26 protein-coding genes are annotated in these 20224 nt (G+C 60.1%); 19 read left to right on the top strand and 7 right to left on the bottom strand.

The window, feature by feature from the left end:
* Nucleotides 1-711: GDP-mannose 4,6-dehydratase (locus HKN06_04480; GenBank protein ID NNF60571.1), on the top strand; the 711-nt coding region annotated here is incomplete at its 5' end.
* The gene (locus HKN06_04475) at nucleotides 708-1640 is read left to right on the top strand and encodes a GDP-L-fucose synthase (protein ID NNF60570.1); all 933 of its coding nucleotides are present in this window, start codon (nucleotides 708-710) and stop codon (nucleotides 1638-1640) included. The genes HKN06_04480 and HKN06_04475, both read left to right, overlap by 4 nt.
* On the opposite strand, the gene aceK is transcribed toward HKN06_04475, so the two are convergent.
* The 5 genes from aceK to HKN06_04450 form a co-directional block, all read right to left on the bottom strand.
* Complete coding sequence (gene aceK / locus HKN06_04470; GenBank protein ID NNF60569.1) at nucleotides 1637-3391, bottom strand: bifunctional isocitrate dehydrogenase kinase/phosphatase; 1755 nt, start codon at nucleotides 3389-3391, stop codon at nucleotides 1637-1639. The two genes, HKN06_04475 and aceK, sit on opposite strands and share 4 nt — an antisense overlap.
* Before the next feature lie 4 nt (nucleotides 3392-3395).
* A complete protein-coding gene (icd, locus tag HKN06_04465) occupies nucleotides 3396-4694 on the bottom strand; it encodes an NADP-dependent isocitrate dehydrogenase (GenBank protein ID NNF60568.1) in 1299 nt (432 codons plus the stop codon).
* A gap of 69 nt (nucleotides 4695-4763) precedes the next feature.
* Nucleotides 4764-5126, bottom strand: a complete 363-nt coding sequence (locus tag HKN06_04460) for an acyl-CoA thioesterase (protein NNF60567.1) — start codon at nucleotides 5124-5126, stop codon at nucleotides 4764-4766.
* A 110-nt stretch (nucleotides 5127-5236) separates the two neighbouring features.
* Nucleotides 5237-5518 (bottom strand): hypothetical protein, encoded by a 282-nt coding sequence (locus tag HKN06_04455; GenBank protein ID NNF60566.1) that lies wholly within the window; start codon nucleotides 5516-5518, stop codon nucleotides 5237-5239.
* Between the two features lie 53 nt (nucleotides 5519-5571).
* Nucleotides 5572-6231, bottom strand: a complete 660-nt coding sequence (locus HKN06_04450) for a serine/threonine protein kinase (protein ID NNF60565.1) — start codon at nucleotides 6229-6231, stop codon at nucleotides 5572-5574.
* Nucleotides 6232-6309: 78 nt separating this feature from the next.
* Here HKN06_04450 and HKN06_04445 point away from each other — a divergent pair, with 78 nt between their 5' ends.
* From HKN06_04445 to HKN06_04400, 10 genes are all read left to right on the top strand, one after another.
* Complete coding sequence (locus tag HKN06_04445; protein NNF60564.1) at nucleotides 6310-7230, top strand: universal stress protein; 921 nt, start codon at nucleotides 6310-6312, stop codon at nucleotides 7228-7230.
* A 71-nt stretch (nucleotides 7231-7301) separates the two neighbouring features.
* On the top strand, nucleotides 7302-8288 hold the full coding sequence (locus HKN06_04440; protein NNF60563.1) for a GGDEF domain-containing protein: 987 nt from the start codon (nucleotides 7302-7304) through the stop codon (nucleotides 8286-8288).
* A gap of 94 nt (nucleotides 8289-8382) precedes the next feature.
* Nucleotides 8383-8712 carry a cytochrome c gene (locus HKN06_04435; protein ID NNF60562.1) on the top strand — a complete coding sequence of 110 codons (330 nt, stop codon included), beginning with the start codon at nucleotides 8383-8385 and terminating at the stop codon, nucleotides 8710-8712.
* Nucleotides 8709-9038, top strand: coding sequence for a c-type cytochrome (locus tag HKN06_04430; GenBank protein ID NNF60561.1), 330 nt, complete (start codon nucleotides 8709-8711; stop codon nucleotides 9036-9038). Before HKN06_04435 ends, HKN06_04430 begins: the two co-directional genes overlap by 4 nt.
* A gap of 31 nt (nucleotides 9039-9069) precedes the next feature.
* A complete protein-coding gene (locus tag HKN06_04425; GenBank protein ID NNF60560.1) occupies nucleotides 9070-10203 on the top strand; it encodes an MlaE family lipid ABC transporter permease subunit in 1134 nt (377 codons plus the stop codon).
* The gene (locus tag HKN06_04420; GenBank protein ID NNF60559.1) at nucleotides 10203-10994 is read left to right on the top strand and encodes an ATP-binding cassette domain-containing protein; all 792 of its coding nucleotides are present in this window, start codon (nucleotides 10203-10205) and stop codon (nucleotides 10992-10994) included. Before HKN06_04425 ends, HKN06_04420 begins: the two co-directional genes overlap by 1 nt.
* Nucleotides 10991-11935: an MCE family protein gene (locus HKN06_04415; GenBank protein ID NNF60558.1), complete on the top strand. Its 945-nt coding sequence runs from the start codon at nucleotides 10991-10993 to the stop codon at nucleotides 11933-11935. Before HKN06_04420 ends, HKN06_04415 begins: the two co-directional genes overlap by 4 nt.
* Complete coding sequence (locus HKN06_04410) at nucleotides 11932-12564, top strand: hypothetical protein (GenBank protein ID NNF60557.1); 633 nt, start codon at nucleotides 11932-11934, stop codon at nucleotides 12562-12564. The genes HKN06_04415 and HKN06_04410 overlap by 4 nt, the downstream gene beginning before the upstream one ends.
* Complete coding sequence (locus HKN06_04405; protein NNF60556.1) at nucleotides 12476-12931, top strand: phage holin family protein; 456 nt, start codon at nucleotides 12476-12478, stop codon at nucleotides 12929-12931. Before HKN06_04410 ends, HKN06_04405 begins: the two co-directional genes overlap by 89 nt.
* 80 nt (nucleotides 12932-13011) lie before the next feature.
* Nucleotides 13012-13611, top strand: coding sequence for a hypothetical protein (locus tag HKN06_04400; protein NNF60555.1), 600 nt, complete (start codon nucleotides 13012-13014; stop codon nucleotides 13609-13611).
* 39 nt (nucleotides 13612-13650) lie between these two features.
* Here the strand turns inward: HKN06_04400 and HKN06_04395 are convergent, their stop codons facing one another.
* The gene (locus HKN06_04395) at nucleotides 13651-14016 is read right to left on the bottom strand and encodes a DUF2845 domain-containing protein (GenBank protein ID NNF60554.1); all 366 of its coding nucleotides are present in this window, start codon (nucleotides 14014-14016) and stop codon (nucleotides 13651-13653) included.
* Between the two features lie 80 nt (nucleotides 14017-14096).
* Between HKN06_04395 and HKN06_04390 the strand changes: the two genes are divergently transcribed.
* From HKN06_04390 to HKN06_04380, 3 genes are read left to right on the top strand one after another with little or no spacing between them, the layout of a single operon-like run.
* Entirely contained in the window at nucleotides 14097-14585 is a 489-nt protein-coding gene (locus tag HKN06_04390; protein ID NNF60553.1) for a DUF4442 domain-containing protein, read from the top strand.
* Nucleotides 14585-15238, top strand: a complete 654-nt coding sequence (locus HKN06_04385; GenBank protein ID NNF60552.1) for a 2-hydroxychromene-2-carboxylate isomerase — start codon at nucleotides 14585-14587, stop codon at nucleotides 15236-15238. The genes HKN06_04390 and HKN06_04385 overlap by 1 nt, the downstream gene beginning before the upstream one ends.
* Nucleotides 15235-16560: an MATE family efflux transporter gene (locus HKN06_04380; protein NNF60551.1), complete on the top strand. Its 1326-nt coding sequence runs from the start codon at nucleotides 15235-15237 to the stop codon at nucleotides 16558-16560. The genes HKN06_04385 and HKN06_04380 overlap by 4 nt, the downstream gene beginning before the upstream one ends.
* Before the next feature lie 9 nt (nucleotides 16561-16569).
* Here the strand turns inward: HKN06_04380 and HKN06_04375 are convergent, their stop codons facing one another.
* Nucleotides 16570-17244, bottom strand: a complete 675-nt coding sequence (locus tag HKN06_04375; protein ID NNF60550.1) for an arginine N-succinyltransferase — start codon at nucleotides 17242-17244, stop codon at nucleotides 16570-16572.
* A 123-nt stretch (nucleotides 17245-17367) separates the two neighbouring features.
* On the opposite strand from HKN06_04375, the gene HKN06_04370 reads away from it, so the two are divergent.
* From HKN06_04370 to HKN06_04355, 4 genes are read left to right on the top strand one after another with little or no spacing between them, the layout of a single operon-like run.
* Nucleotides 17368-17820 carry an OsmC family peroxiredoxin gene (locus HKN06_04370; GenBank protein ID NNF60549.1) on the top strand — a complete coding sequence of 151 codons (453 nt, stop codon included), beginning with the start codon at nucleotides 17368-17370 and terminating at the stop codon, nucleotides 17818-17820.
* Nucleotides 17820-18659, top strand: a complete 840-nt coding sequence (locus HKN06_04365) for a zinc-dependent peptidase (GenBank protein ID NNF60548.1) — start codon at nucleotides 17820-17822, stop codon at nucleotides 18657-18659. Before HKN06_04370 ends, HKN06_04365 begins: the two co-directional genes overlap by 1 nt.
* A 25-nt stretch (nucleotides 18660-18684) precedes the next feature.
* A complete protein-coding gene (locus tag HKN06_04360) occupies nucleotides 18685-19416 on the top strand; it encodes a DUF1538 domain-containing protein (GenBank protein ID NNF60547.1) in 732 nt (243 codons plus the stop codon).
* Nucleotides 19413-20216 carry a DUF1538 domain-containing protein gene (locus HKN06_04355; protein ID NNF60546.1) on the top strand — a complete coding sequence of 268 codons (804 nt, stop codon included), beginning with the start codon at nucleotides 19413-19415 and terminating at the stop codon, nucleotides 20214-20216. Before HKN06_04360 ends, HKN06_04355 begins: the two co-directional genes overlap by 4 nt.
* Nucleotides 20217-20224 lie beyond the last annotated feature (8 nt).

Here is a 20224-nt window from a genome sequence, read left to right as displayed (position 1 = left end):
GAGCTGTACGGCAAGGTCGTCGAGACGCCGCAGTCGGAAACCACACCGTTTTATCCGCGCAGTCCCTATGGCGTGGCCAAGCTGTATGCCTACTGGATCACGGTGAACTACCGTGAGGCCTACGGCTTGTTTGCCTGTAACGGCATCCTGTTCAACCATGAATCGCCACTGCGCGGTGAGACTTTCGTTACGCGCAAGATTACCCGCGGCTTGTCACGTATTGCCTACGGGCTCGATGAAGGTCTGTGGCTTGGAAACCTCGACGCGAAACGCGACTGGGGTCATGCCCGTGACTACGTCGAGATGATGTGGCTCATGCTGCAGCAGGATGAGCCGGATGACTTTGTAATTGCCACCGGCGAGCAATACAGCGTGCGTGATTTCATCAACGCTGCCGCAAAAGAGCTCAATCTCGAGCTGGAATGGCGTGGCAGCGGTGTCGAAGAATATGCAGTAGTCGCCGCCGACAACGATTATCCGGGTTTTACCAGGGGCAACACCATCGTGAGGGTCGAGCCGCGTTATTTCCGGCCCGCCGAGGTCGAGAGCCTGCTCGGTGACCCGGGCAAGGCGGAACGGAAGCTTGGCTGGAAACCACGCACCAGTTTCGACGAGCTGGTCGCGGACATGGTGCAGGGCGACCTGGAGCTGGCACGCCGTGACCGCGTGCTGACGGATGAAGGTCTGCAGGTCTACAAGTACCACGAATGAGCGCTGCAAAAGGCCAGAAGATTTTTGTTGCCGGACACCGTGGCCTGGTAGGTTCTGCGCTTTTGCGGCGACTGGGCGAGGGCGGCTATACAAATATCATTACCCGCACGCGGGATGAGCTCGATTTGCTCGACCAGCGGGCGGTGCATGATTTCATGCAGGCGGAGCGGCCTGACTACAACTTCATGGCGGCAGCCCGTGTCGGCGGCATACTTGCCAACAACACGCAGCGTGCCGATTTCATCTATGAGAACCTTGCGATAGCGACGCACGTGGTCCATGCGGCTTTCGCAGCCGGGCTGAAGCGCATGCTGTTTCTCGGCTCCAGCTGTATCTACCCGCGTGACTGCCCGCAGCCGATGCATGAGGACTATCTGCTGACCGGCCCGCTGGAGCAGACCAACGAGCCTTATGCCGTTGCAAAAATTGCCGGCATAAAACTGTGTGAGGCCTTCAACAGCCAGTACGGCACGCAGTTTGTCTCGGCCATGCCGACAAACCTGTATGGTCCCAACGACAATTTTGACCTGGAAACCAGCCATGTGCTGCCGGCACTGGTGCGCAAGATCGATACCGCGGCTCGCGACAACGCCCCGGAGGTAGTGATCTGGGGGACCGGCAAGCCGCGACGCGAATTTCTCTATGTCGACGACCTGGCTGATGGTTGCGTGCACCTGATGGAAGCCAGTGTCGATGGCGGCATCTACAACATCGGGACCGGGACCGATGTAACGATCAAAGAGCTGGCCGATACTATCGCCGACGTGGTCGGCTATCGCGGCGAGTTTGTCTACGACTCTGACAAACCGGACGGCACGCCACGCAAGCTGCTTGATGTAAGCCGGATGAGCGAGCTTGGCTGGACGGCCGGCACTTCGTTGCGTGACGGGATCCGCCAGACCTGGCAGTGGTACCGGGAGCAGGGCTAGGGAGTATCTCCCGGCTGCGTGGCGTACTGATACGCCGGACGGCGGTACGGCAGTATCTCGAATACCTCGCCCGCCAGGATTCTTTCCTTGATGTCACGCCAGTAGCCGGCCGTCAGCAGTTCGCCGTGGGCGTCGCGGAACAGCGTTGCCAGCTCGTCTTTCAGTCCGAGGAAGTTCAGAAACTGCTCGGGAAACACATCGTTTTCAGCAACGTAATACCAGTCGGGCGATCCCATTTCTTCCTCCATGGTCTGCGCCTGTGGCATTTCCCTGAAGTTGCAGTCGGTCACCCGGCACAGTTCGTCGTAGTCATAAAAGATAACCCGGCAGTGGCGGGTGACACCAAAATTTTTCAGTAGCAGGTCGCCGGGAAAAATATTTGAGGTAGCGAGATCACGAATGGCCTGACCGTAGTCGAGTACTGCGCGGCGCTGTTCGGATTCACTGGCCTGCTGCAGGAAAACATTCAGCGGCGTCAGTTGCCGTTCGACGTAAACATGATCCAGAATGACATAGTCGTCCTCGAAGCGGACCGTCTTTTTTGCCTCCCTCGCGAGTTCGTCCAGTACATCATCGCTGAAGCGCAGACGTTTGAATTTCAGCCCGCGAAATTCCTGGGCATCGACCAGCCGGCCGGCCCGGTCGTGCTTGAAAACCAGTCGATAACGCTCTTCCACCTCACGTCGCGCGACAGTTTTTGAACTGGAGAAGCGGTCGCGGATCACCTTCAATATGACCGGCTGATCGGTCGGGGTAAACACGATCATTACCATGCCCTTGTCGTAGGCAGCATCGACAAAACGGTCGCCGGTATTCTTCAGGTGGCTGATGAGCGTGCGAAAACGCTCTGTCTTGCCCTGCTTGGCGCGCCCCAGCGCGGTAAAGACCTCACCGATCGGTTTAGCCGGCAGCAATGACTTGAGGAACAGCACTGCATCACGCACCGGGTCGAGGTCGACGTGCAGGTAGGAGCGTGCAAACCCGATAAGAATGCTCAGCTCCTTGCGATCGGAAATAATTCCATCGACCAGCAGGCCCCTGTCACCGTGCTTGATGGCGATCACCAGTGGCGTGTCGGCACGCGGCCCGACCATCCGGCCGATCAGGTAGGCACGATAGTCACGGTAAAAGACCGGCCGCAGGAACTCCACGCCCTGCAGCGCATAGCGTTCACCTTGTTGCGCCATGGCGGCTTCGATGGCGGCGACCGTGCGATCCACGCTGCCGCTGAAGTTGTCCCATTCAAGCTGGAAAGGGAATGCCCGCAGACACTCTTCCATGAGACTCCAGACAGAGCCGCGATAACGATGGCTGCGAATAATTGCGGAGTGTTTTGGCGCTTCGTCCGCGAGCTCCTGCGCTTCGGTGAACTCTACCTCAGGGTCAACGCCCACAGTGCCAAATATGCGGCGCGTTACGGAGTTGAAAAAAGTCTCGTGAAAAGCGCGATCGAGATAGTTGCGGGTGCGCTGCCGGTAACTGGCTTTTGCCGCCACCCATCGCTCGCGCTCGGTCGCGGCATCACCCAGCAGTGACCGCAGACGCCGCACCAGGCGGTTTACTGCACGGTCATACAGTTCGATGCGCTGTACCGCATCGCGCTGACTGCCGTGCCAGTCGCAACTGGCAAAGCGCCCGGCAGCCCGCTGGGTTACGGTGCGGAAATGATAGTTGTAGGTGGCAAACGCCTCGTCAATGAGCCGCGCACAGGCAGCCGGGCCGGGCGGTGCATTCTGGCCTGCGCCCGTCATGCAGTTACATGTTCTTGATTAACGCATCACCAAATTCGCTGCACTTCACCTGTGTCGCGCCGTCCATCAGGCGGGCAAAGTCGTAAGTGACCGTCTTGCTGGCGATAGTCTTGTCCATGCTGGAAATAACCGAGTCAGCAGCCTCGGTCCAGCCCATGTGACGCAACATCATCTCGCCGGACAGGATCAGCGAACCCGGGTTCACCTTGTCCTGGTTGGCATATTTGGGCGCCGTGCCATGAGTGGCTTCAAAGACGGCATTGCCGGTCAGGTAGTTGATGTTGCCGCCCGGTGCGATCCCGATGCCGCCGACCTGCGCGGCCAGGGCATCTGACAGGTAGTCGCCATTGAGGTTCATAGTGGCGATAACATCGAATTCACGTGGCCGAGTCAGTACCTGCTGCAGTGTGATGTCCGCAATGGCGTCCTTTATGAGAACTCGTCCCGCATCCAGGGCGCGTTTCTGCTCCTCGTTGGCCGCGGCATCGCCGTCGGATGCCCGGGTCCGTTCCCACTGCGACCAGGTGTAGGTGTGGTCCCCGAATTCTCGTTCGGCAAGGGCGTAGCCCCAGTTACGGAATGCGCCTTCGGTGAACTTCATGATGTTGCCCTTGTGGACAAAGGTGACGCTGTGCCGCTTGTTGGCAATTGCGTACTCGATGGCCGCGCGCACCAGCCGTTCGGTGCCCTCGCTCGACACCGGTTTCAGCCCGATTCCCGAGGTTTCCGGGAAACGGATCTTGCTGTACTCGTCGGGAAAATGCTCGCGAAACAGCGCGAGAAACCGCGCATTGTCAGAGGTGCCGTTTTCAAACTCGATGCCGGCATAAATGTCCTCGGTGTTCTCACGAAATATCACCATGTCGACATCGGCGGGGTTGCGCACCGGTGAAGGAACACCGTTGAACCAGCGTACCGGGCGCAGGCAGACATACAGGTCGAGCAGCTGGCGCAGCGCCACGTTCAGCGAGCGGATGCCACGGCCTACCGGCGTGGTGAGGGGTCCTTTGATCGCAACCAGGAAGTCGCGGCAGGCATCGACCGTCTCGTCCGGCAGCCAGGTGCCGGTCAGGCGATTGGCTTTTTCGCCGGCATAAATTTCCATCCAGCGGATCTTGCGGCTGCCGCCATAGGCACGCTCGACTGCTGCATCGAGCACCCGTACTGTGGCGCGCCAGATATCCGGCCCGGTGCCATCACCCTCGATAAACGGCACGATCGGGTTGTCCGGCACCTGTAATACGCCGTTCTTCAGCGTGATGCGGTCACCGTCAGCGGGAATCTCAATCTTGCCGTCTGCCATCTAATTACTCCGTGTTCTATGTGTTTTCCAGCCGTGGAACTATACCGCCTCGGTTGGTCCGTCGCACGATCATGGGCTCTGCAGCTGTTCAATGGCGTCGACTATCGCTCCGGGCAACGCTGTCTTGCGATGCGACTGGTAGTCATAGCACACCACAAGGCCGCTCCCTTCGGCAACGATGCGCCGGTCGCGATGCCCGGCCACAGCGTAATCCATGGTGAATCGGTCAGTTTCGACAGCACGGGCGCGTGCTCCCACGGCGATGTAGTCGGGGTAGCGCAGCGGGGCGCGGAAGCGGCAGCGGGTTTCGGCGAGAATCGGGCCGATGCCGGTCGCCGGCTCGCCGAACCCGATGCGCTCGAAGTAGGCCATCCTCGCGCTCTCGAAGTAGCGAAAGTAGACGATGTTATTGACATGCCCGAGCGCATCCATTTCGCCCCAGGCCACCGGTATGTTCACCAGCACCGGGTAGTCATCCAGCAGTTCGCGACACGCTGCATAGGCGGCTTCCGCGCCTGCCGTTTCGTTGCCTGCGGTCACCTTCAGGCCGTCGGGCGTTTCAGCGGCGCCGGCGGTTTGTCACGTTCGACCTTTTCGTAAACCAGGGTAGGGGTGTCACCCAGCCGGGAGTACTCGTGTTCCCGGCGCATGCGGATAAGAGCGTTGTCACGCTCGTCGATGCTGGCAAACCAGCGAAAGCTGGCCCATTCATCTCCAAGCACCCGGCGCATCGGGTCATCGGGCGGTAACGTCATGCGTACGCCGTAGACGCGTTCACTGCCGCTGCGAATGCGGCCGGCATCAGTGTTTTCACTCGTTGGCATGCTGTACCGTCAGTGTCCTGGATCCGGCATTGTCCGGCAGCAAAGCCCGCGGTTCAACCGGCCGGCCGACGATCGTCGGCCCCCTCGCGATCAGACCACCCCAGCAAACGGCGCGTGACCCACAGATACAGTGGCTTGCCGCTGATGCGCCACAACCGCGCCGATATTGCCGGTGTTGCCAGCATCTTCTTCTGTCGCGATGTCAGACCAGCGGACAGGTAGGTGCGTTTGTGCTTCAGCAGGTGGCGCACGTCCTCGCGGGCCAGCATGCGAAACAGGCGGCCGCGTTGGCGAAAACACATCGCGACCTGGAAATCGATCAGTGCCGGGCTGCCGTCCGTGCGCACCAGCCAGTTGGGCTCTTTGGCGGTGTCGTTGTGCACAACACCGGCGCGGTGAATCTGCCGCAACAGCCGCAGGGCCTCGCGGTAATACGCCTTGTCGCGAGGACCGGCTTCCTGCATTGGCGCCCCGGCCAGCCACTCGCGGTCCAGCGTGCTGTGGCTTGCGCTGAGGGAGCGCGGCACGCCGTCGATTGCCGTCAGCAGCTGCAACGCACGGTTTTCGCGTGCCGCCAGTCGCCGGGCAATCGGGCGCAGCCACCAGCGGGCCGCGCCGGCATCACGCCGGCTGAGCCACTCGCCGCCGGGCTGCTGCAGCAGGCGCACCTCACCCAACAGGTCGCGTTTCAGCAGTTTTTCGCTGTTGCTCATGTATAGGTATTTTCGCGGATATTCGCAGTCCCGGCACGTTTCTACCATGAAAAGGAAGCCCGTATTCCGGAGGGAAATGTGTTCGAGTGTATTCTTGCCGTCGCAGACCCTACTGTCGAGACCCAGAATGCAGTCAGCCGTGCCGCAGACCTGGCACGACGGACTGGTGCCCGCCTTGACCTGTTGATCTGTGACTACGACGACCACCTGGCAGGAACCCGCTTTGGCGACTCCGCCGACCTGCAGCAGGGCCGCCAGGCGTTGCTTGATGCATCGCGCGAGCGACTCGAGGGGCTCGCCGGGCCGCTGCGCGAGACGGGTATCGAGGTTGCCACCCATGCGACGTTTTACCACCCGCTGCACGAAGGCATCCTGGTCAAGGCGAGGGAGCTTGCGCCGGACGTGATCGTAAAGGACACGCACTACCATCACGCCCTCAAGCGATCGATTTTTACCAATACCGACTGGGAACTGATACGCCTTTGTCCGCAAAACCTGTTGCTGGTAAAAAACGAAGAGTGGTCGCAACGGCCGGTGATCATGGCCGCCGTTGATCCCATGCATCTTGGCGACAAGCCGGCGGCACTCGATGCGGCAATACTCGACACCGGCGAGGTTCTTGCCAGTGCGGCAGACGGTGAGCTGCACGTTGTGCATTGCTATCCGGTGTCGGCACCGGCGGCTGCCGCAGCAACCGGTACGGTCATGCCGTCGACGGTCGACCTCGAGACGCTGCGGTCGAGTATCGAATCGGCACACCGCGAGGCCCTTGAGCGATTACTGCAGGGCCGCGACATTGCCAGTGACAAAATCAAACTTTTGGCAGGGGAGCCACGCCGGCAGCTGGTCGAGGCCGCCAGCGAGCAGCATGCCGATGTAGTCGTCACCGGCGCCGTGTCCCGCGGCCGGCTGAAAAGAGCGTTTCTGGGCTTTACCGCACTGCATATTCTGGATCGGCTGCCGTGCGACCTGATGATCATCAAGCCACCGGCAACTTGACATAATTCGTCATCCGGAAATCTGTTAACTGCATCGCGGAAACTGGCCGTGGCCCCACGTAGCCTTGCCACGTGGACACTCTGGAAATCCAACCCGCTTCTGCGCCTGCGGCAGACCTGCTCGACAATATTGAGGTGCTCAGTGACCTGCGGCTGTTTCGCAGCGTCAGCCCCGATACGATGGCACTGTATCTTGAGGAGTGCGCAATCAAGTCGATCAGTGCCGGCGAGTTGCTGCTGAGCCCCGACCGACCCAACCTGCATTTCTTTGTCGTCCTGGACGGGACCCTGCAGATCCATCTCGATAGCGTGGACCAGCAGGCACTGACAACCCTGACAAAGGGTGACTGCGTTGGCGAGATGTCGATCCTGGAGAGTAAAAACCCGTCAGCCTTTGTCATGGCGGTGGAAGAGACGCAGCTGCTGATGATCCCCCACGACACGCTGTGGGCCATGATCAATGTGTCGCATGCCATTGCCCGCAACCTGCTGGTGATACTGTCGCAGCGTGTGCGCTCCGATAACCGCATCATCGCCGACAGCGTGGTGATAATGCGCCAGTACGAGCGCAAGTCCGTTACCGATGCATTGACCGGGCTGTACAACCGTCACTGGATGGAAGATATGTTCCGGCGCGAGCTGCGGCGCTGCCGTATTGGCGAAAAGCCGGTTTGCCTGATCATGGTCGATGTGGATGGTTTCAAGACTTACAACAATGATTTTGGCCACCTGGTCGGAGACCACGCCCTGTGCTGCGTTGCTGACGCACTGCGCGACCATTTCCGGCCGACGGACCTGATTGCCCGCTTTGGCGGCGACGAGTTCAGCATCATGTTGCCCGACACGACATTCGAAAATGCCCTTATGGTCGCGGAGCGCGTGCGCAAGGGCGTCGAGGAGTCAAACACGGGGCAGCTCGATGACGGGAGCGCGCCGGTGACCATCTCGATGGGCGTAGCGGAGTCCGATGCCGCAGATTCGCTGGAAACCCTGATCGAGCGAGCTGACGCCGCCCTGTACCGCTCCAAGCTGCGCGGTCGCAACCGGGTATCGCGCTGACCCGGCGTCCTCGCGGGCTGTCTTTGAGATAGCCGGCCGTTTGTATGACAATACGCCCCGGCCGTTGGCGGACGGCGCTATCCGAGGATGACAAATGACCGGCTTCTCACGCGTTGGTGCCACACTGCTGATTCTCGTGCTTGCCGCACCGGTACTGGCCGATGGTGCGGACGAGACCGGGGCCATCAAGGCCGAGACCTGTCGCGGCTGCCATGGCATCGAGGGTTACAAGAATGTCTATCCCACTTACAAGGTGCCGATGCTGGCAGGCCAGAACAAGGACTACCTGGTGATTGCATTGAAGGCATACAAGAGCGGTGAGCGTTCGCACCCGACCATGCAGTCCCAGGCAATGACATTGAGCGAGCAGGATATGGAAGAGATCGCCGCCTATTTCGCCGCGCAGGGTGGAGGTGAGCAATGAAGGCAGCAATAAAACTGTCGGCACTGCTGGCGCTGGGCCTCTGCGGCATGAATGCTGCTGCCGGCGATGTCGCGGCTGGCGAAGAAAAGGCAGTAACATGCGCTGCCTGTCACGGGGCCGGCGGTGCGGCGCCAATCAGTCCGCAATACCCGATCCTTGCCGGGCAGCACGCCGATTACCTGGTCCAGTCGCTGCTGCAATACAAAAACGGTGAGCGCAAGAACATGATCATGGCGGGCCTGGCCGCGGGACTGAGCGAGCAGGACATTGAAGACCTGGCGGCCTACTTCTCGGCACAGAGTTCGCCGCTGCGTACCGTAGACTGAAGGCCGCTGCGGCCACCGGAAGCCAGCGTTGATGCGTTCCGGCAGTAACAAGTCCACCCAAAGCGCGGCATCCGTGCGTGTTGCCGGTCCGCATATCGAATGCAGTGGTCGCTGGACGGCACTGCGCCTGGCTGCGGCGGAGCGGCAACTGCGATCCCTGCGGCCACCGCCGGGTGAACTGCAGATTGACCTGGCAGGCGTGCAGCGAATCGATACCGCCGGCGCCTGGCTGCTGCATCGTACCCGTGAACGCCTGCAGCAGCGCGGCAACAGCGTCAGCTTTTCCGGCCAGGGAGAGGAAACAGACGAGTTGCTGCAGCTGGCGGCAGAGCAGGGGTGCGAGCCGGGTAACGTTCCGCGCCCGCGTGATCCCGGGTTCCTGGAAAACCTTGGCCGCGACAGCCTCGAAGTGCTCCACGAGCAAGTCTCTTTTCTTTCATTCATCGGCCACATCACCTTCAGCGCGTTGCGTGTGCTGCTCACCCCGGCGCGGCTACGGTGGCGGCAGGTCGTGCAGGACGCCGAGGAAGCCGGGTTCGATGCCCTGCCTATCGTTGGCCTGCTGTCCTTTCTGATCGGCGTGGTGATCGCCTACCAGGGCGGTGTCGTGCTGCAGCAGTACGGGGCCGGGATATTTATCGCTGACCTTGTCGGCCTGGCAATGTTGCGTGAACTGTCGCCGCTGGTAACCGCAATCATCGTTGCTGGTCGTACCGGCTCGGCGTATACCGCCCAGATTGGCACCATGAAAGTCACCGAAGAAGTCGATGCAATGCGCACGATGGGTATCATGCCGATCGGGCTGCTGGTACTGCCAAAATTGTTTGCACTGATATTAATGCTGCCATTACTGACGGTGTTCGCCGATATCATGGGCCTGCTCGGCGGCATGGTTATGGCCGGCAGCATGCTCGACGTCAGTTTCCAGAACTTTGTCGACCGGCTGACGCAATCGGTACGCCTGCAGGACTACCTGGTCGGCGTCGGCAAGGCGCCGGTATTCGCAGCAATCATTGCCTCGGTTGGCTGTTACCAGGGTTTTCGCGTCAGCGGCAGCGCCGAAAGCGTGGGGCGCCACACCACGATCAGTGTGGTGCAGTCAATCTTCCTGGTCATTGTGGTTGACGCAATATTTTCAATCGTCTTCAGCAGGCTGGATATCTGATGACGAGTAAGGCTGAAGGCGTCGTTGTCATGCGCGATATCGTGACCCGCTTTGGTGAAAAACTGGTGCACGACGGGATCTCTCTCGATGTTTATCGCGGTGAAGTGCTTGCCGTTGTCGGTGGCAGCGGCAGCGGCAAGTCGACCCTGATGCGCGAAATGGTAATGCTGCAGGCGCCTACCTCCGGTTCGGTGACCGTGCTGGGGCGCGAGGTGACCGGGCAGTCCGAAGTATCGTTGCTGCCGCTGCGCCGGCGGCTGGGCGTCATGTTCCAGCACGGTGCGCTGTTTGGCGGCCAGACCGTTCTGGAAAACGTTGGCGTGCCACTGCGCGAACATACCGAGCTCAGTTCCGACCTGATTGACGAAGTAGCCGTGCTGAAGCTGCGCCTGGCCGGTCTCGATCCCGAGGTCGGTGCAATGTCGCCCAGCCAGCTCAGTGGCGGCATGCGCAAGCGCGCCGCGCTGGCACGCGCTCTGGCACTCGATCCCGAGCTGATTTTTCTCGATGAGCCCAGCTCGGGCCTGGACCCGGTCAGTGCGGATGAGCTGGATGATCTCATCCTGCAGTTGAAACAGCTGCTGGGGCTGACTATCGTCATGGTGACTCACGACATGGATTCCTTATGGCGGGTGGCCGATCGCGTCCTGTTACTGGGCGGTGGCCGTATACTCGGGTCGGGTACGATGCAGGAGCTTGCGCGGTCGGATGAGCCGGCCATCCAGAGGTTTTTCGCCGGTCCCCGTGCGCGCGCAGCGGGGCGGCAACATGACCAGGGAGCTGTAAGTTGACGCCAAAGTCCAGCTATGTGCTCGTAGGCCTGTTTGTGCTGATACTCGGGGTCGCGCTGATTGGCGGCATCCTGTGGCTCAGCACCGGCGGCCCACCGAAAGATTACGAGTTTTACCTTGTTTATATGCCGGAGTCCGTATCGGGTCTCAGCCTCGATGCAGCGGTCAAATACAAGGGCGTGAACGTAGGTCGGGTGCGCGATATCCGGCTTAACCCCGAAAATCCCGAGGAGGTGCGGCTGCTGCTCGTAGTGCTGCAGGGAACCCCGGTCAATGCCGATACGACCGCAACGCTGGAGGTGCAGGGACTAACCGGAGTCGCGCACGTCAATCTAAGCGGCGGCGGACCTCTGTCGCAACCGTTGGTCAAGCCGGCCGAGGAACCCTACCCGGTCATCCAGAGCCGGCCATCGTTGCTGGTGCGACTCGATGACACGGTGTCTGAATTACTCGCCAACCTGATCGAGACTTCAGCGCGACTGAACCTGCTCATGGATGAAAACAACCGCGCCGCGATCAGAGGGACGCTGGCAAACGTACGTGACATGACGGAAAATTTTTCGACGCAGTCGCAGCGCCTGGACGAGATGTTTTCAAAACTCAATGCCACGCTGAGCAATGCCAGGCAGGCCACGGAGCAGCTGCCTGCGCTGATCAGCCAGCTCGAACGTGGCGCCGCTGCTTTCGAGACCATGGCGCAGACGCTGTCCGAAACCGGTGAGACGCTGCAGACTGCCGGCAAAGACCTGCAGCACACGATTGAAGTCAGCGGCGAAGACCTGCGGGCATTTACCGGCAATACGCTGCCGGAAGCCGGCACGCTGGTTGCCGAGCTGCGCCTCACCGCGCGGAACCTGCGTCGCATGAGCGAGCAGCTGCAGGGTGACCCCAGCACGTTGCTGTTCGGGCCGCCAAAACCACCACCGGGGCCGGGCGAATGATGCGCTTTTTAATCACAACGACAATACTGTTGTCACTGACCGCCTGCGCCGTATTGCCTGGCGTCAAACCGGCGGGGCGCAACCATGTTTACCTGCTGGAGACCCGGCTCCCGGCGGTTGCCGGCGCCAGCGCGGGCTGCGGCGTTGTCGTCGTCAACCCGCCGGAAAACGCACCGGGCCAGTCCGGCGCCCAGATGTTGTACCAGCGGCACCCCAACCAGATCGAACGTTTTGCGTTTTCCCGCTGGGCAGCCAGTCCGGCGATGATGCTTGAGCCGCTGTTGCTGGATGCGTTACGCGTTTCGGCCCGCTACAGCGCTGTGCTGTCATCGCCGGCACCGGTGAGCGGCGACTTGCGGGTGGAGAACGATGGGTTGTGGCTGATACAGCGCTTCGATGACGAGCGTTCCTTTGTCGAATTGCGCATGAGTTCACGTATCTATGCGCCACGCCAGCGCCAGTTGCTGAACGCGCGTAACTTCAGCTATACGGTGCCGGCCTCGGAACAGACGCCGGACGCGGGCGTGGCGGCAGCTGACAATGCTGTGCGCCGGCTGCTGCAGGATTTCAGCGAGTTTGTCGCCGCGGCCGCCACCGGTCCCGACGGCCGCTGCGCAGGAGAGATCTGAGGTGCCAGGGCTGATTGTGCGCTGGCTGATTGTCGCACTCAGTCTTCTGGTTGCTGCACGGTTTGTCCCGGGTATGCGCATTGACGGGTTCGGCACGCTGATCTTCGCTGCGATGTTGCTGGGGCTGGTCAACGCCATCGTGCGCCCGATTGTCGTCCTGCTGACGCTGCCGATAACGCTGATTACCCTGGGGCTGTTCCTGCTGGTTATCAATGCCGGCATGCTCGGCCTGGTGGCCTGGCTGCTGCCGCAATTCAGTATCGATGGCTTCTGGGCGGCCGTATTCGGGGCGCTCCTGGTTTCCCTGACCAGCTGGCTGGCCTCGGGCTTTATCGGCGACCAGGCCAACTACCCGGATGGCCGCTGACACGAATCCGCGGCTTATACCTATTGCAAACCTGAAGATTTGTGCTATCAGTTTGGCAACCACAATCGTCAGGAGCAGGCATGAAGGTAATAATTTCAATCGTATTGATCACGCTGCTGGCACCGGCGTCGTATGCGGCCAGTCCCGCCGACGTCGCCGCTGCGGCCCGGCTGATTCAGCAAACCGCAAAAATGCTGGAAAAATATGCTGCGGCCGGTATCGAGCTCGAGGCCCCCGAGCCGCGCGCCGATGCCGAGGGCAAGTATGTCAGCCCCTACATGTCGTCCGGTGACAGAACCGCGTGGGCCGACAAGGCGCTGCAGGCATCGGTTGGCTCGGCAGCAGGCAAGGAAGCGGGCAAGAAAGCCGCCGGCATGCTGGCCAAGAAGGTGCCATTTGGCGGACTGATGGGAAAAAAAGTGACCGACAAGGCAGGGTCACAGGGTGCCGTGATGGCTGCCGGCGGCTGGGAATTCATTCGCGAAAATTCCGATCTGTCATTCGATAACGCCGACAACACGGCGGTTTACCTGCACGTCACTCATGCGGGCACGGCCGGCTATGAAGAGGCGCTGTCGGCTGCCTTCGACATCTATCCCGATCTTAAAAAGCGCTACAGCGGTGCAATCAAGAAAGCACAGCAGGAAGCGCGCAAGGCGCAAAAAAAGAAGAAGAAATAACAGCGGCACACATAACGCCCGGCATCAGCCGGGCGTTTTTCAATGGCCGTAGCGCAGTTCCCTGATATCCACCAGCCGGCCGTTTTCGAAGCGTAGTCGGCGCATGAAACGGCGTGTACCGAAGTTATAAGTCCATTCCTCGATATTGATTTCGACCGGAACGTTGGCAACGTAGCGCTGATTCCGGTGACGGTAGGAATAACGATACGGGTAGTGGTATACGGGCCGGACCCGCACTTCGGTCCAGTGCTGGCGCGCAGAGGGTTCGCCACAAATGTGATAAACGTGGCTGATGTCATCGCCCTCGATGACTATGCGGTTGCCACAGCGGAATGCCTCGGCCGGGCCGGCATAGGCCGCCGCGGCTACGAGGGTGATAATCGCTGTCAATGTAGTGCCACGCATACCCGTATTGTAGCGTCTGCTGGCTGAATCGCAGCTGAAGCAGGCGACCGCGGCGTTACGCTCCGTTACAATCGCCCGCTATGAACAGCGCCACCACGACACCGCCAGTCCTGGCGCTCTACCGACGTCTCAGTCGCTGGCCCTTGGGCCACTGGCTGTTTACCCGCGCGTTGTGCTTCAAGGCGCCGTATTTCGCGACGATCCGTCCGCTGTTCACGGTGCTGGGCCCTGGCCATGCGGAGGCACGAATCCGCAAGCGTCGCCGGGTCGAAAATCATATTCACACCGTACATGCGATTGCCATGGCCAACCTGTGCGAGCTGGTAGCGGGGACGATGACCGAAGTCACGGTTCCGGTCAGCATGCGCTGGATACCGAAGGGCATGTCGATCGACTACCTGGCGAAAGCGACTACCGACGTAAGCGCTGTTGCGAAGATCGATCCGTTGCCTGCTTTCGCCACGGCAGCTGACCTGCCTGTTACGGTCGAGGTCAGCGACACTGCCGGAACCGTGGTGGTGCGTGCGGTGATAACCATGTACGTCTCGCCGCGTCACAAGGGCGCCTGATGCCAGCTGCACTCGAGTTCTTCTACGACTTCATTTCGCCAAACGCCTACCTGGCCTGGTGCAGGATTCGTCGGATCGCTGCGCGTCATGAGGCAGATCTGGTGCTGCGCCCGGTGTTGTTCGCGGCGTTGCTGGAGCAGCATGGACAGGTCGGGCCGGCGGAAGTTGCGCCAAAGCGCGACTGGATGGTGCGCAACTGTCTGCGCAAGGCGGCCACCCTGGGCGTGGACCTGCAGGCGCCACACTCGCACCCGTTCAACCCGCTTGCAGCATTGCGTCTCGCGCTGGCTGCGCCCGGCGACCAGCGCGAGGCTGTTACAGAGTTGCTGTTTACAGCCGCGTGGGCACGGTCGCGTGACATCAGCAGCGTCACGGCCCTGAAGTTGCTGCTGGAGGAGAGTGGGCACGATGCCGGGCTGCTCGAGGCTTCCGTATCGCCGCAGATCAAGCAACAGTTGCGTGAAGCTACAGCAGCAGCCATAGACATTGGTGTGTTTGGAGTGCCGACGGTACGGGCAGACTCCGAGCTGTTTTTTGGTTTCGATGATTTGCCCTGGCTGGAGCGTTATCTGCAGGGTGATGACCCGCTGGACGAAGAAAGCTTTGCCAGTTGGCGTGAGGTCAGCCCGTCAGCGTGGCGGGCGCGCCGATGATCGACCGGCCGCGGCTGCGGCGCATCATGACACTTTCGCTGCCGATTATCGGCGGCATGATGTCGCAAAACGTCCTCAATCTGGTTGATACCGCCATGGTGGGAATGCTGGGCAATGCCGCGTTGGCAGCAGTCGGCATGGGCGGCTTCGCCAACTTTATGTGCATGGCGCTCATCCTGGGTATCTCTACCGGGGTGCAGGCGATGTCCGCCAGACGCAAGGGTGCCGGCGAACTCAGCGAAACCGCCCGGCCGCTCAACGCGGGCCTGCTGATGGTGCTGGCGGTCGCGCCCGCGTTATCAGTACTGCTGTACATCGCGGCGCCCTGGTTTTATCCCTTGCTCAATGGCGACCCCGAAGTAATCGAACCTGGCGTGCCTTACCTGCAGATGCGTCTTGCCGGCATCACATTTGTCGGTATGAATTTCGCTTTTCGCGGCTTCTGGAATGCCATTGACCGCTCATCGGTCTACATGACCACCCTGATAGTGATGCACGTCTGCAACATCTTGCTGAACTACATGCTCATTTTTGGCAAGTTCGGGGCTCCGGAGCTGGGTGCCACTGGTGCCGGTCTTGGAACCACGTTGTCGACACTGCTTGGCACCATCATTTATCTCACGCTCGGCTGGCGCCAGTTGCGGCCGCAGGGTTTCCTGCACGGGCTGCCGTCACGCACCGAGACCTGGAACCTGCTGCGTCTGTCTTTGCCGTCCGGGGTGCAGCAGCTGTTTTTTTCCACCGGATTTGTAGCCACCTACTGGATTATCGGTCTGGTCGGCACGCGCGAGCTGGCAGCGGCCAACGTGCTGATAAACGTCACCCTGGTAGCAATACTGCCGGGACTTGGCCTGGGGCTGGCTGCCGCGACCCTGGTGGGGCAGGCGCTCGGTCGTGACGATGCAGTCGATGCGGAGCAGTGGGGTTGGGATGTAACCAAAATCGGTGTGTTGCTGATGACTGCGCTTGGTCTGCCAATGTTGCTGGTGCCGGACCTGATCATGACCGCATTCATCCATGACGCGCAGACTTTGGACGTCGGCCGCCTGCCGATGCGCATTGTCGGCGCGACGATGGCCATCGAGGCTGTGGGGATGGTGCTGATGCACGCATTGCTGGGGGCCGGTGATGCAAAACGCGTCATGGTGGTCGCGATAACCACACAGTGGGCCATTTTCCTGCCGCTCGCTTATATGGTCGGACCCGTGCTCGGGCTCGGGCTGGTCGGCATCTGGATCATGCAGGGCATTTATCGCATCATGCAGGCGGCGATATTCCTGCGTTTCTGGTCGCAGCGCGGCTGGGTGTCGATCAAGGTCTGACGGGCGAGGCTATTCCTTCAGCTTGATGTGCAGCCGGCCATCGCTTACTTCGATCAGCTCGACGCCTTCGGAAAACGTCTTCCAGAAGCCCTCGTTGCCGCCAAATTCGCGCACCAGGTCGACGTTTTTCAGGTTACCCAGCCAGGCATTCGGTATCGGAACGCCCATCATGCTGATGCCCTTCAGTATGACAATCGGACGACTGTTCTCGAAAGCCATCTCGACGCCCGCCGTAACGCGGAGAGTCTTGCCACCCATGACAGGAAAATCATCGGCCAGCGGTACCAGCAGCTTCGCACTGGCAAGGTTGCTGGACAGGTCTACGGCAAGCCTGTTGGCCAGGTTGGTATTGCGGGCGATCAGCGCGTTGAGTTCACGCTCTTCGAAAAATATCTCTCGCTTCGCGTCATCTTCGCTGTAAGCCTCCACAACGAGGGGGTCGCCCCCCGAAACGGCAACATTGCCATCCAGGCTCTGCAGGCGCTGCAGTTTGCCTTCCAGCACCTGCTCTTCTTTCTGGTTGAGTTCGACTGGCCGGAATTCTGATGGCCACAGGTACCGCTTGAGAACAAATGCGGTAATGAGAGCCGTTACCAGAATGGCCAAAAAGACGATACCCAGGACCTGCAGTCCGCTGAAGCGGCGTTTGGGCGCGGGGCTGTTCATGGTTGTTGCAGTATTCATGGCCTAATAGTGCGGTCGTCGCGGCCTGGCATAAAGGTAAAATTATTAACTTTTGCAAACATCAGCTGGTTATAATGCAAACGATTATCGCATGACCAACTTAAACAGGGACAGGGAGGATCCATGTCCGTACACAAAGCGACGATAGTCTGGCGTCGACAAACAGATTCATTCGACTATGCAGACTACAATCGTGACCACAGCTGGGATTTTGAATCTGTCCAGGTGGCAGCATCGTCTGCGCCGGGATTTCTCGGCGACGCTGCGCGCGTAGATCCTGAAGAGGCATTTGTCGCCAGCCTGTCGTCATGCCACATGCTCACGTTCCTGGCCCTGGCCAGCAAAAAGCGGTTCGTCGTAGATGCCTACCGCGATGAGGCAACCGGCGTGCTGGCAAAAAACGCGGATGGCAAGCTGGCCGTGACCCGCGTGACGCTCCGGCCTGTCATCGACTTCAGCGGTGACCGTCAACCGGATGCGGCGGCGATAAGAAAAATGCACGATCGATCGCACGAAGAGTGCTTTATTGCTAATTCTGTCCGCACCGAGGTCGTCGTAGAAGTCGCTGGCGACTAGTGATCGCCAAGCTCGTACTGATCGTTGCTCTGCTCGCAACGGGCGTAATCGTCGCGTGGTTGCTGCTGGCTCCACGCTGGCGCCGCGCCAGAATCGACCGTGTCCGCAGCGCGGGTACGCCCCCGGATCACTGGGAAGAACTGTTGCGCCGGCGCATGCCCCAGTTTGCCAGGATGAGCCCGACAATCCGTGCGCGATTGCTGGCCCAGATGCAGGTCTTCCTTAGCGAGAAGTGTTTTGTTGGCTGCAACGGGCTCGAGATTACAGAAGAGATGCGGGTTCTGGTCTCTGCGTGGGCGGCGCTGATGAGCCTTGGCGCATCGATCCCGTACCCGACATTGCGGCAGATACTGATTTATCCAGACGCCTTCCTGGTGCATAAAGAACACGAGGACGAAAACGGCGTTGTAACCGCCGGCCGTGAGGCGCTGAGCGGCGAATCGTGGTCACACGGCAAGGTAATTCTGTCGTGGGCAGATATTGATGCGGAATCTGGCCGGTCTGCTGTTGGTAATGTGATCGTGCACGAATTTGCCCATCAGCTCGATGCGCTGGACGGTGCCATGGCCGGGTCACCGCCGATTGCTGATGCCGCCGCACAGCGTGCCTGGGCGGAGGTGTTTGCGGCTGAGTACGAGGAAATGCAGCAACGGCACCGCGACGGTGACTACGAAACCGGAGCACTGGACCCGTATGGTGCGACCGAGCCAAGCGAGTTTTTCGCGGTAGCTGCAGAAGCATTTTTTTCGACGCCAAACGAGCTGGAGCGCCAGCACCGCCGTCTGTATAGCGCGCTGGCACGGTATTTCGCGGTCGATCCGCGTGAATGGGAGACATGACACTGAAGCCCGGCATCCATAAACAATGAAATCTGTGCTGCAGTTCGCCAGTTCGATGTTCGGCAGCCTGCGCGACCTGGCACCGATAGTGCTGGTTGTCGGCTTTTTCCAGGTTGCAATACTGCGTCAGCCGGTGCCCGACTTCGTCGGGATTATGGTCGGTTTTGTGCTGGTATTGGTGGGACTGAGCCTGTTTATCCAGGGGTTGGAAATCGGCCTTTTTCCTTTGGGCGAGTCGATGGCCCATGCATTCGCGCGTAAGGGTAGCGTGCTATGGCTGCTGCTTTTTGCCTTCGCCCTGGGTTTTGGCACAACTATCGCTGAGCCTGCACTGATTGCTATTGCCGGAGAGGCGGCAGAAGTTGCCGCACAAGCGCAGTTCATAGCGGCAGACGACGAAACGATGTCGCGCTACGCGCTGGAATTGCGTCTTACCGTAGCGCTCTCTGTGGGTATTGCTATCGTTATCGGGGTTTTGCGGATTTTGCGTGGCTGGCCCATCCAGTACCTGATTATCGGTGGCTATGTGCTGGTCGTAATTATGACTTCGGTTGCGCCACGCGAAATTATCAGTATTGCCTATGACTCCGGCGGTATAACCACATCCACCATTACCGTGCCGCTGGTAACAGCGCTGGGTATTGGGCTGGCCAGTTCCATTCGCGGGCGTAATCCGATGCTCGATGGATTCGGCCTGATTGCCTTTGCTTCTCTGACGCCAATGATATTTGTCATGGGCTTTGGCATGCTGCGATGAGCGAATTTATCTCCCATGCACTAGGCGTACTCGTCGGTACCATGCGCGATATCGCGCCCATTGCGGCAATAATTATCGGTTTCCAGGTGCTGGTGCTGCGGCGGCGTATCCCGAACCTGCGCCGCCTCATGCTGGGTTTTTTCTACGTGCTGCTCGGGCTGGCGCTATTCCTGATGGGCCTCGAGGAGGCGCTGTTTCCGCTGGGACGGAGTATGGCGGCTCAGCTCACGGACCCGGCATTTATCGGCGCGGCAGCGGGCTGGGCCGATTATTACTGGGTCTACCTGTTTGCATTCGCCATCGGCTTTGCTACGACCATCGCCGAGCCTGCCCTTATCGCCGTTGCAATAAAGGCGCACGAAGTATCCGGTGGCGCAGTCGGCCCCTGGGGTCTGCGGATCGCGGTTGCCCTGGGGGTGGGGCTGGCGATCATGGTTGGTTCATGGCGGATCGTAGTCGGTGCACCGATTCACTATTTTATTATTACCGGGTACATAGTGGTGGTAATTCAGACAGTGTTCGCGCCACGCATGATTATCCCGCTGGCCTATGATTCGGGTGGTGTGACAACCTCGACCGTCACTGTACCTTTGGTGGCCGCACTGGGCCTCGGCCTGGCCGAGAGCGTGCCCGGGCGCAGCCCGCTTATTGACGGTTTTGGTCTTATAGCGTTTGCCAGCCTTTTCCCGATTATCTCGGTAATGGCGTACGCGCAGATTACGGAAACATTGACCGCACGCGAACGGCGCAAAAAGCGCGACCGGGAAGCTGCGGAAGAGCAACAGGACAAAAAACTGTAGTGGAGGAA

Source organism: Gammaproteobacteria bacterium, from assembly GCA_013003425.1.
In the GTDB taxonomy this organism is placed as follows: Bacteria; Pseudomonadota; Gammaproteobacteria; order Steroidobacterales; family JABDKV01; genus JABDJB01.
Note: the sequence above shows the minus strand (reverse complement) of the source record. Positions and strands in the feature narration are given on the sequence as shown.

What these genes read in the sequence shown, in the direction of transcription:
- HKN06_04475 (NNF60570.1), top strand. Translation starts at nt 708, where the DNA reads ATGAGCGCTGCAAAAGGCCAGAAGATTTTTGTTGCCGGACACCGTGGC.
- aceK (NNF60569.1), bottom strand. Translation starts at nt 3,391, where the DNA reads ATGACGGGCGCAGGCCAGAATGCACCGCCCGGCCCGGCTGCCTGTGCG.
- icd (NNF60568.1), bottom strand. Translation starts at nt 4,694, where the DNA reads ATGGCAGACGGCAAGATTGAGATTCCCGCTGACGGTGACCGCATCACG.
- HKN06_04460 (NNF60567.1), bottom strand. Translation starts at nt 5,126, where the DNA reads ATGGATGCGCTCGGGCATGTCAATAACATCGTCTACTTTCGCTACTTC.
- HKN06_04455 (NNF60566.1), bottom strand. Translation starts at nt 5,518, where the DNA reads ATGCCAACGAGTGAAAACACTGATGCCGGCCGCATTCGCAGCGGCAGT.
- HKN06_04450 (NNF60565.1), bottom strand. Translation starts at nt 6,231, where the DNA reads ATGAGCAACAGCGAAAAACTGCTGAAACGCGACCTGTTGGGTGAGGTG.
- HKN06_04435 (NNF60562.1), top strand. Translation starts at nt 8,383, where the DNA reads ATGACCGGCTTCTCACGCGTTGGTGCCACACTGCTGATTCTCGTGCTT.
- HKN06_04430 (NNF60561.1), top strand. Translation starts at nt 8,709, where the DNA reads ATGAAGGCAGCAATAAAACTGTCGGCACTGCTGGCGCTGGGCCTCTGC.
- HKN06_04425 (NNF60560.1), top strand. Translation starts at nt 9,070, where the DNA reads ATGCGTTCCGGCAGTAACAAGTCCACCCAAAGCGCGGCATCCGTGCGT.
- HKN06_04420 (NNF60559.1), top strand. Translation starts at nt 10,203, where the DNA reads ATGACGAGTAAGGCTGAAGGCGTCGTTGTCATGCGCGATATCGTGACC.
- HKN06_04410 (NNF60557.1), top strand. Translation starts at nt 11,932, where the DNA reads ATGATGCGCTTTTTAATCACAACGACAATACTGTTGTCACTGACCGCC.
- HKN06_04405 (NNF60556.1), top strand. Translation starts at nt 12,476, where the DNA reads ATGCTGTGCGCCGGCTGCTGCAGGATTTCAGCGAGTTTGTCGCCGCGG.
- HKN06_04400 (NNF60555.1), top strand. Translation starts at nt 13,012, where the DNA reads ATGAAGGTAATAATTTCAATCGTATTGATCACGCTGCTGGCACCGGCG.
- HKN06_04395 (NNF60554.1), bottom strand. Translation starts at nt 14,016, where the DNA reads ATGCGTGGCACTACATTGACAGCGATTATCACCCTCGTAGCCGCGGCG.
- HKN06_04390 (NNF60553.1), top strand. Translation starts at nt 14,097, where the DNA reads ATGAACAGCGCCACCACGACACCGCCAGTCCTGGCGCTCTACCGACGT.
- HKN06_04385 (NNF60552.1), top strand. Translation starts at nt 14,585, where the DNA reads ATGCCAGCTGCACTCGAGTTCTTCTACGACTTCATTTCGCCAAACGCC.
- HKN06_04380 (NNF60551.1), top strand. Translation starts at nt 15,235, where the DNA reads ATGATCGACCGGCCGCGGCTGCGGCGCATCATGACACTTTCGCTGCCG.
- HKN06_04375 (NNF60550.1), bottom strand. Translation starts at nt 17,244, where the DNA reads ATGAATACTGCAACAACCATGAACAGCCCCGCGCCCAAACGCCGCTTC.
- HKN06_04370 (NNF60549.1), top strand. Translation starts at nt 17,368, where the DNA reads ATGTCCGTACACAAAGCGACGATAGTCTGGCGTCGACAAACAGATTCA.
- HKN06_04360 (NNF60547.1), top strand. Translation starts at nt 18,685, where the DNA reads ATGAAATCTGTGCTGCAGTTCGCCAGTTCGATGTTCGGCAGCCTGCGC.
- HKN06_04355 (NNF60546.1), top strand. Translation starts at nt 19,413, where the DNA reads ATGAGCGAATTTATCTCCCATGCACTAGGCGTACTCGTCGGTACCATG.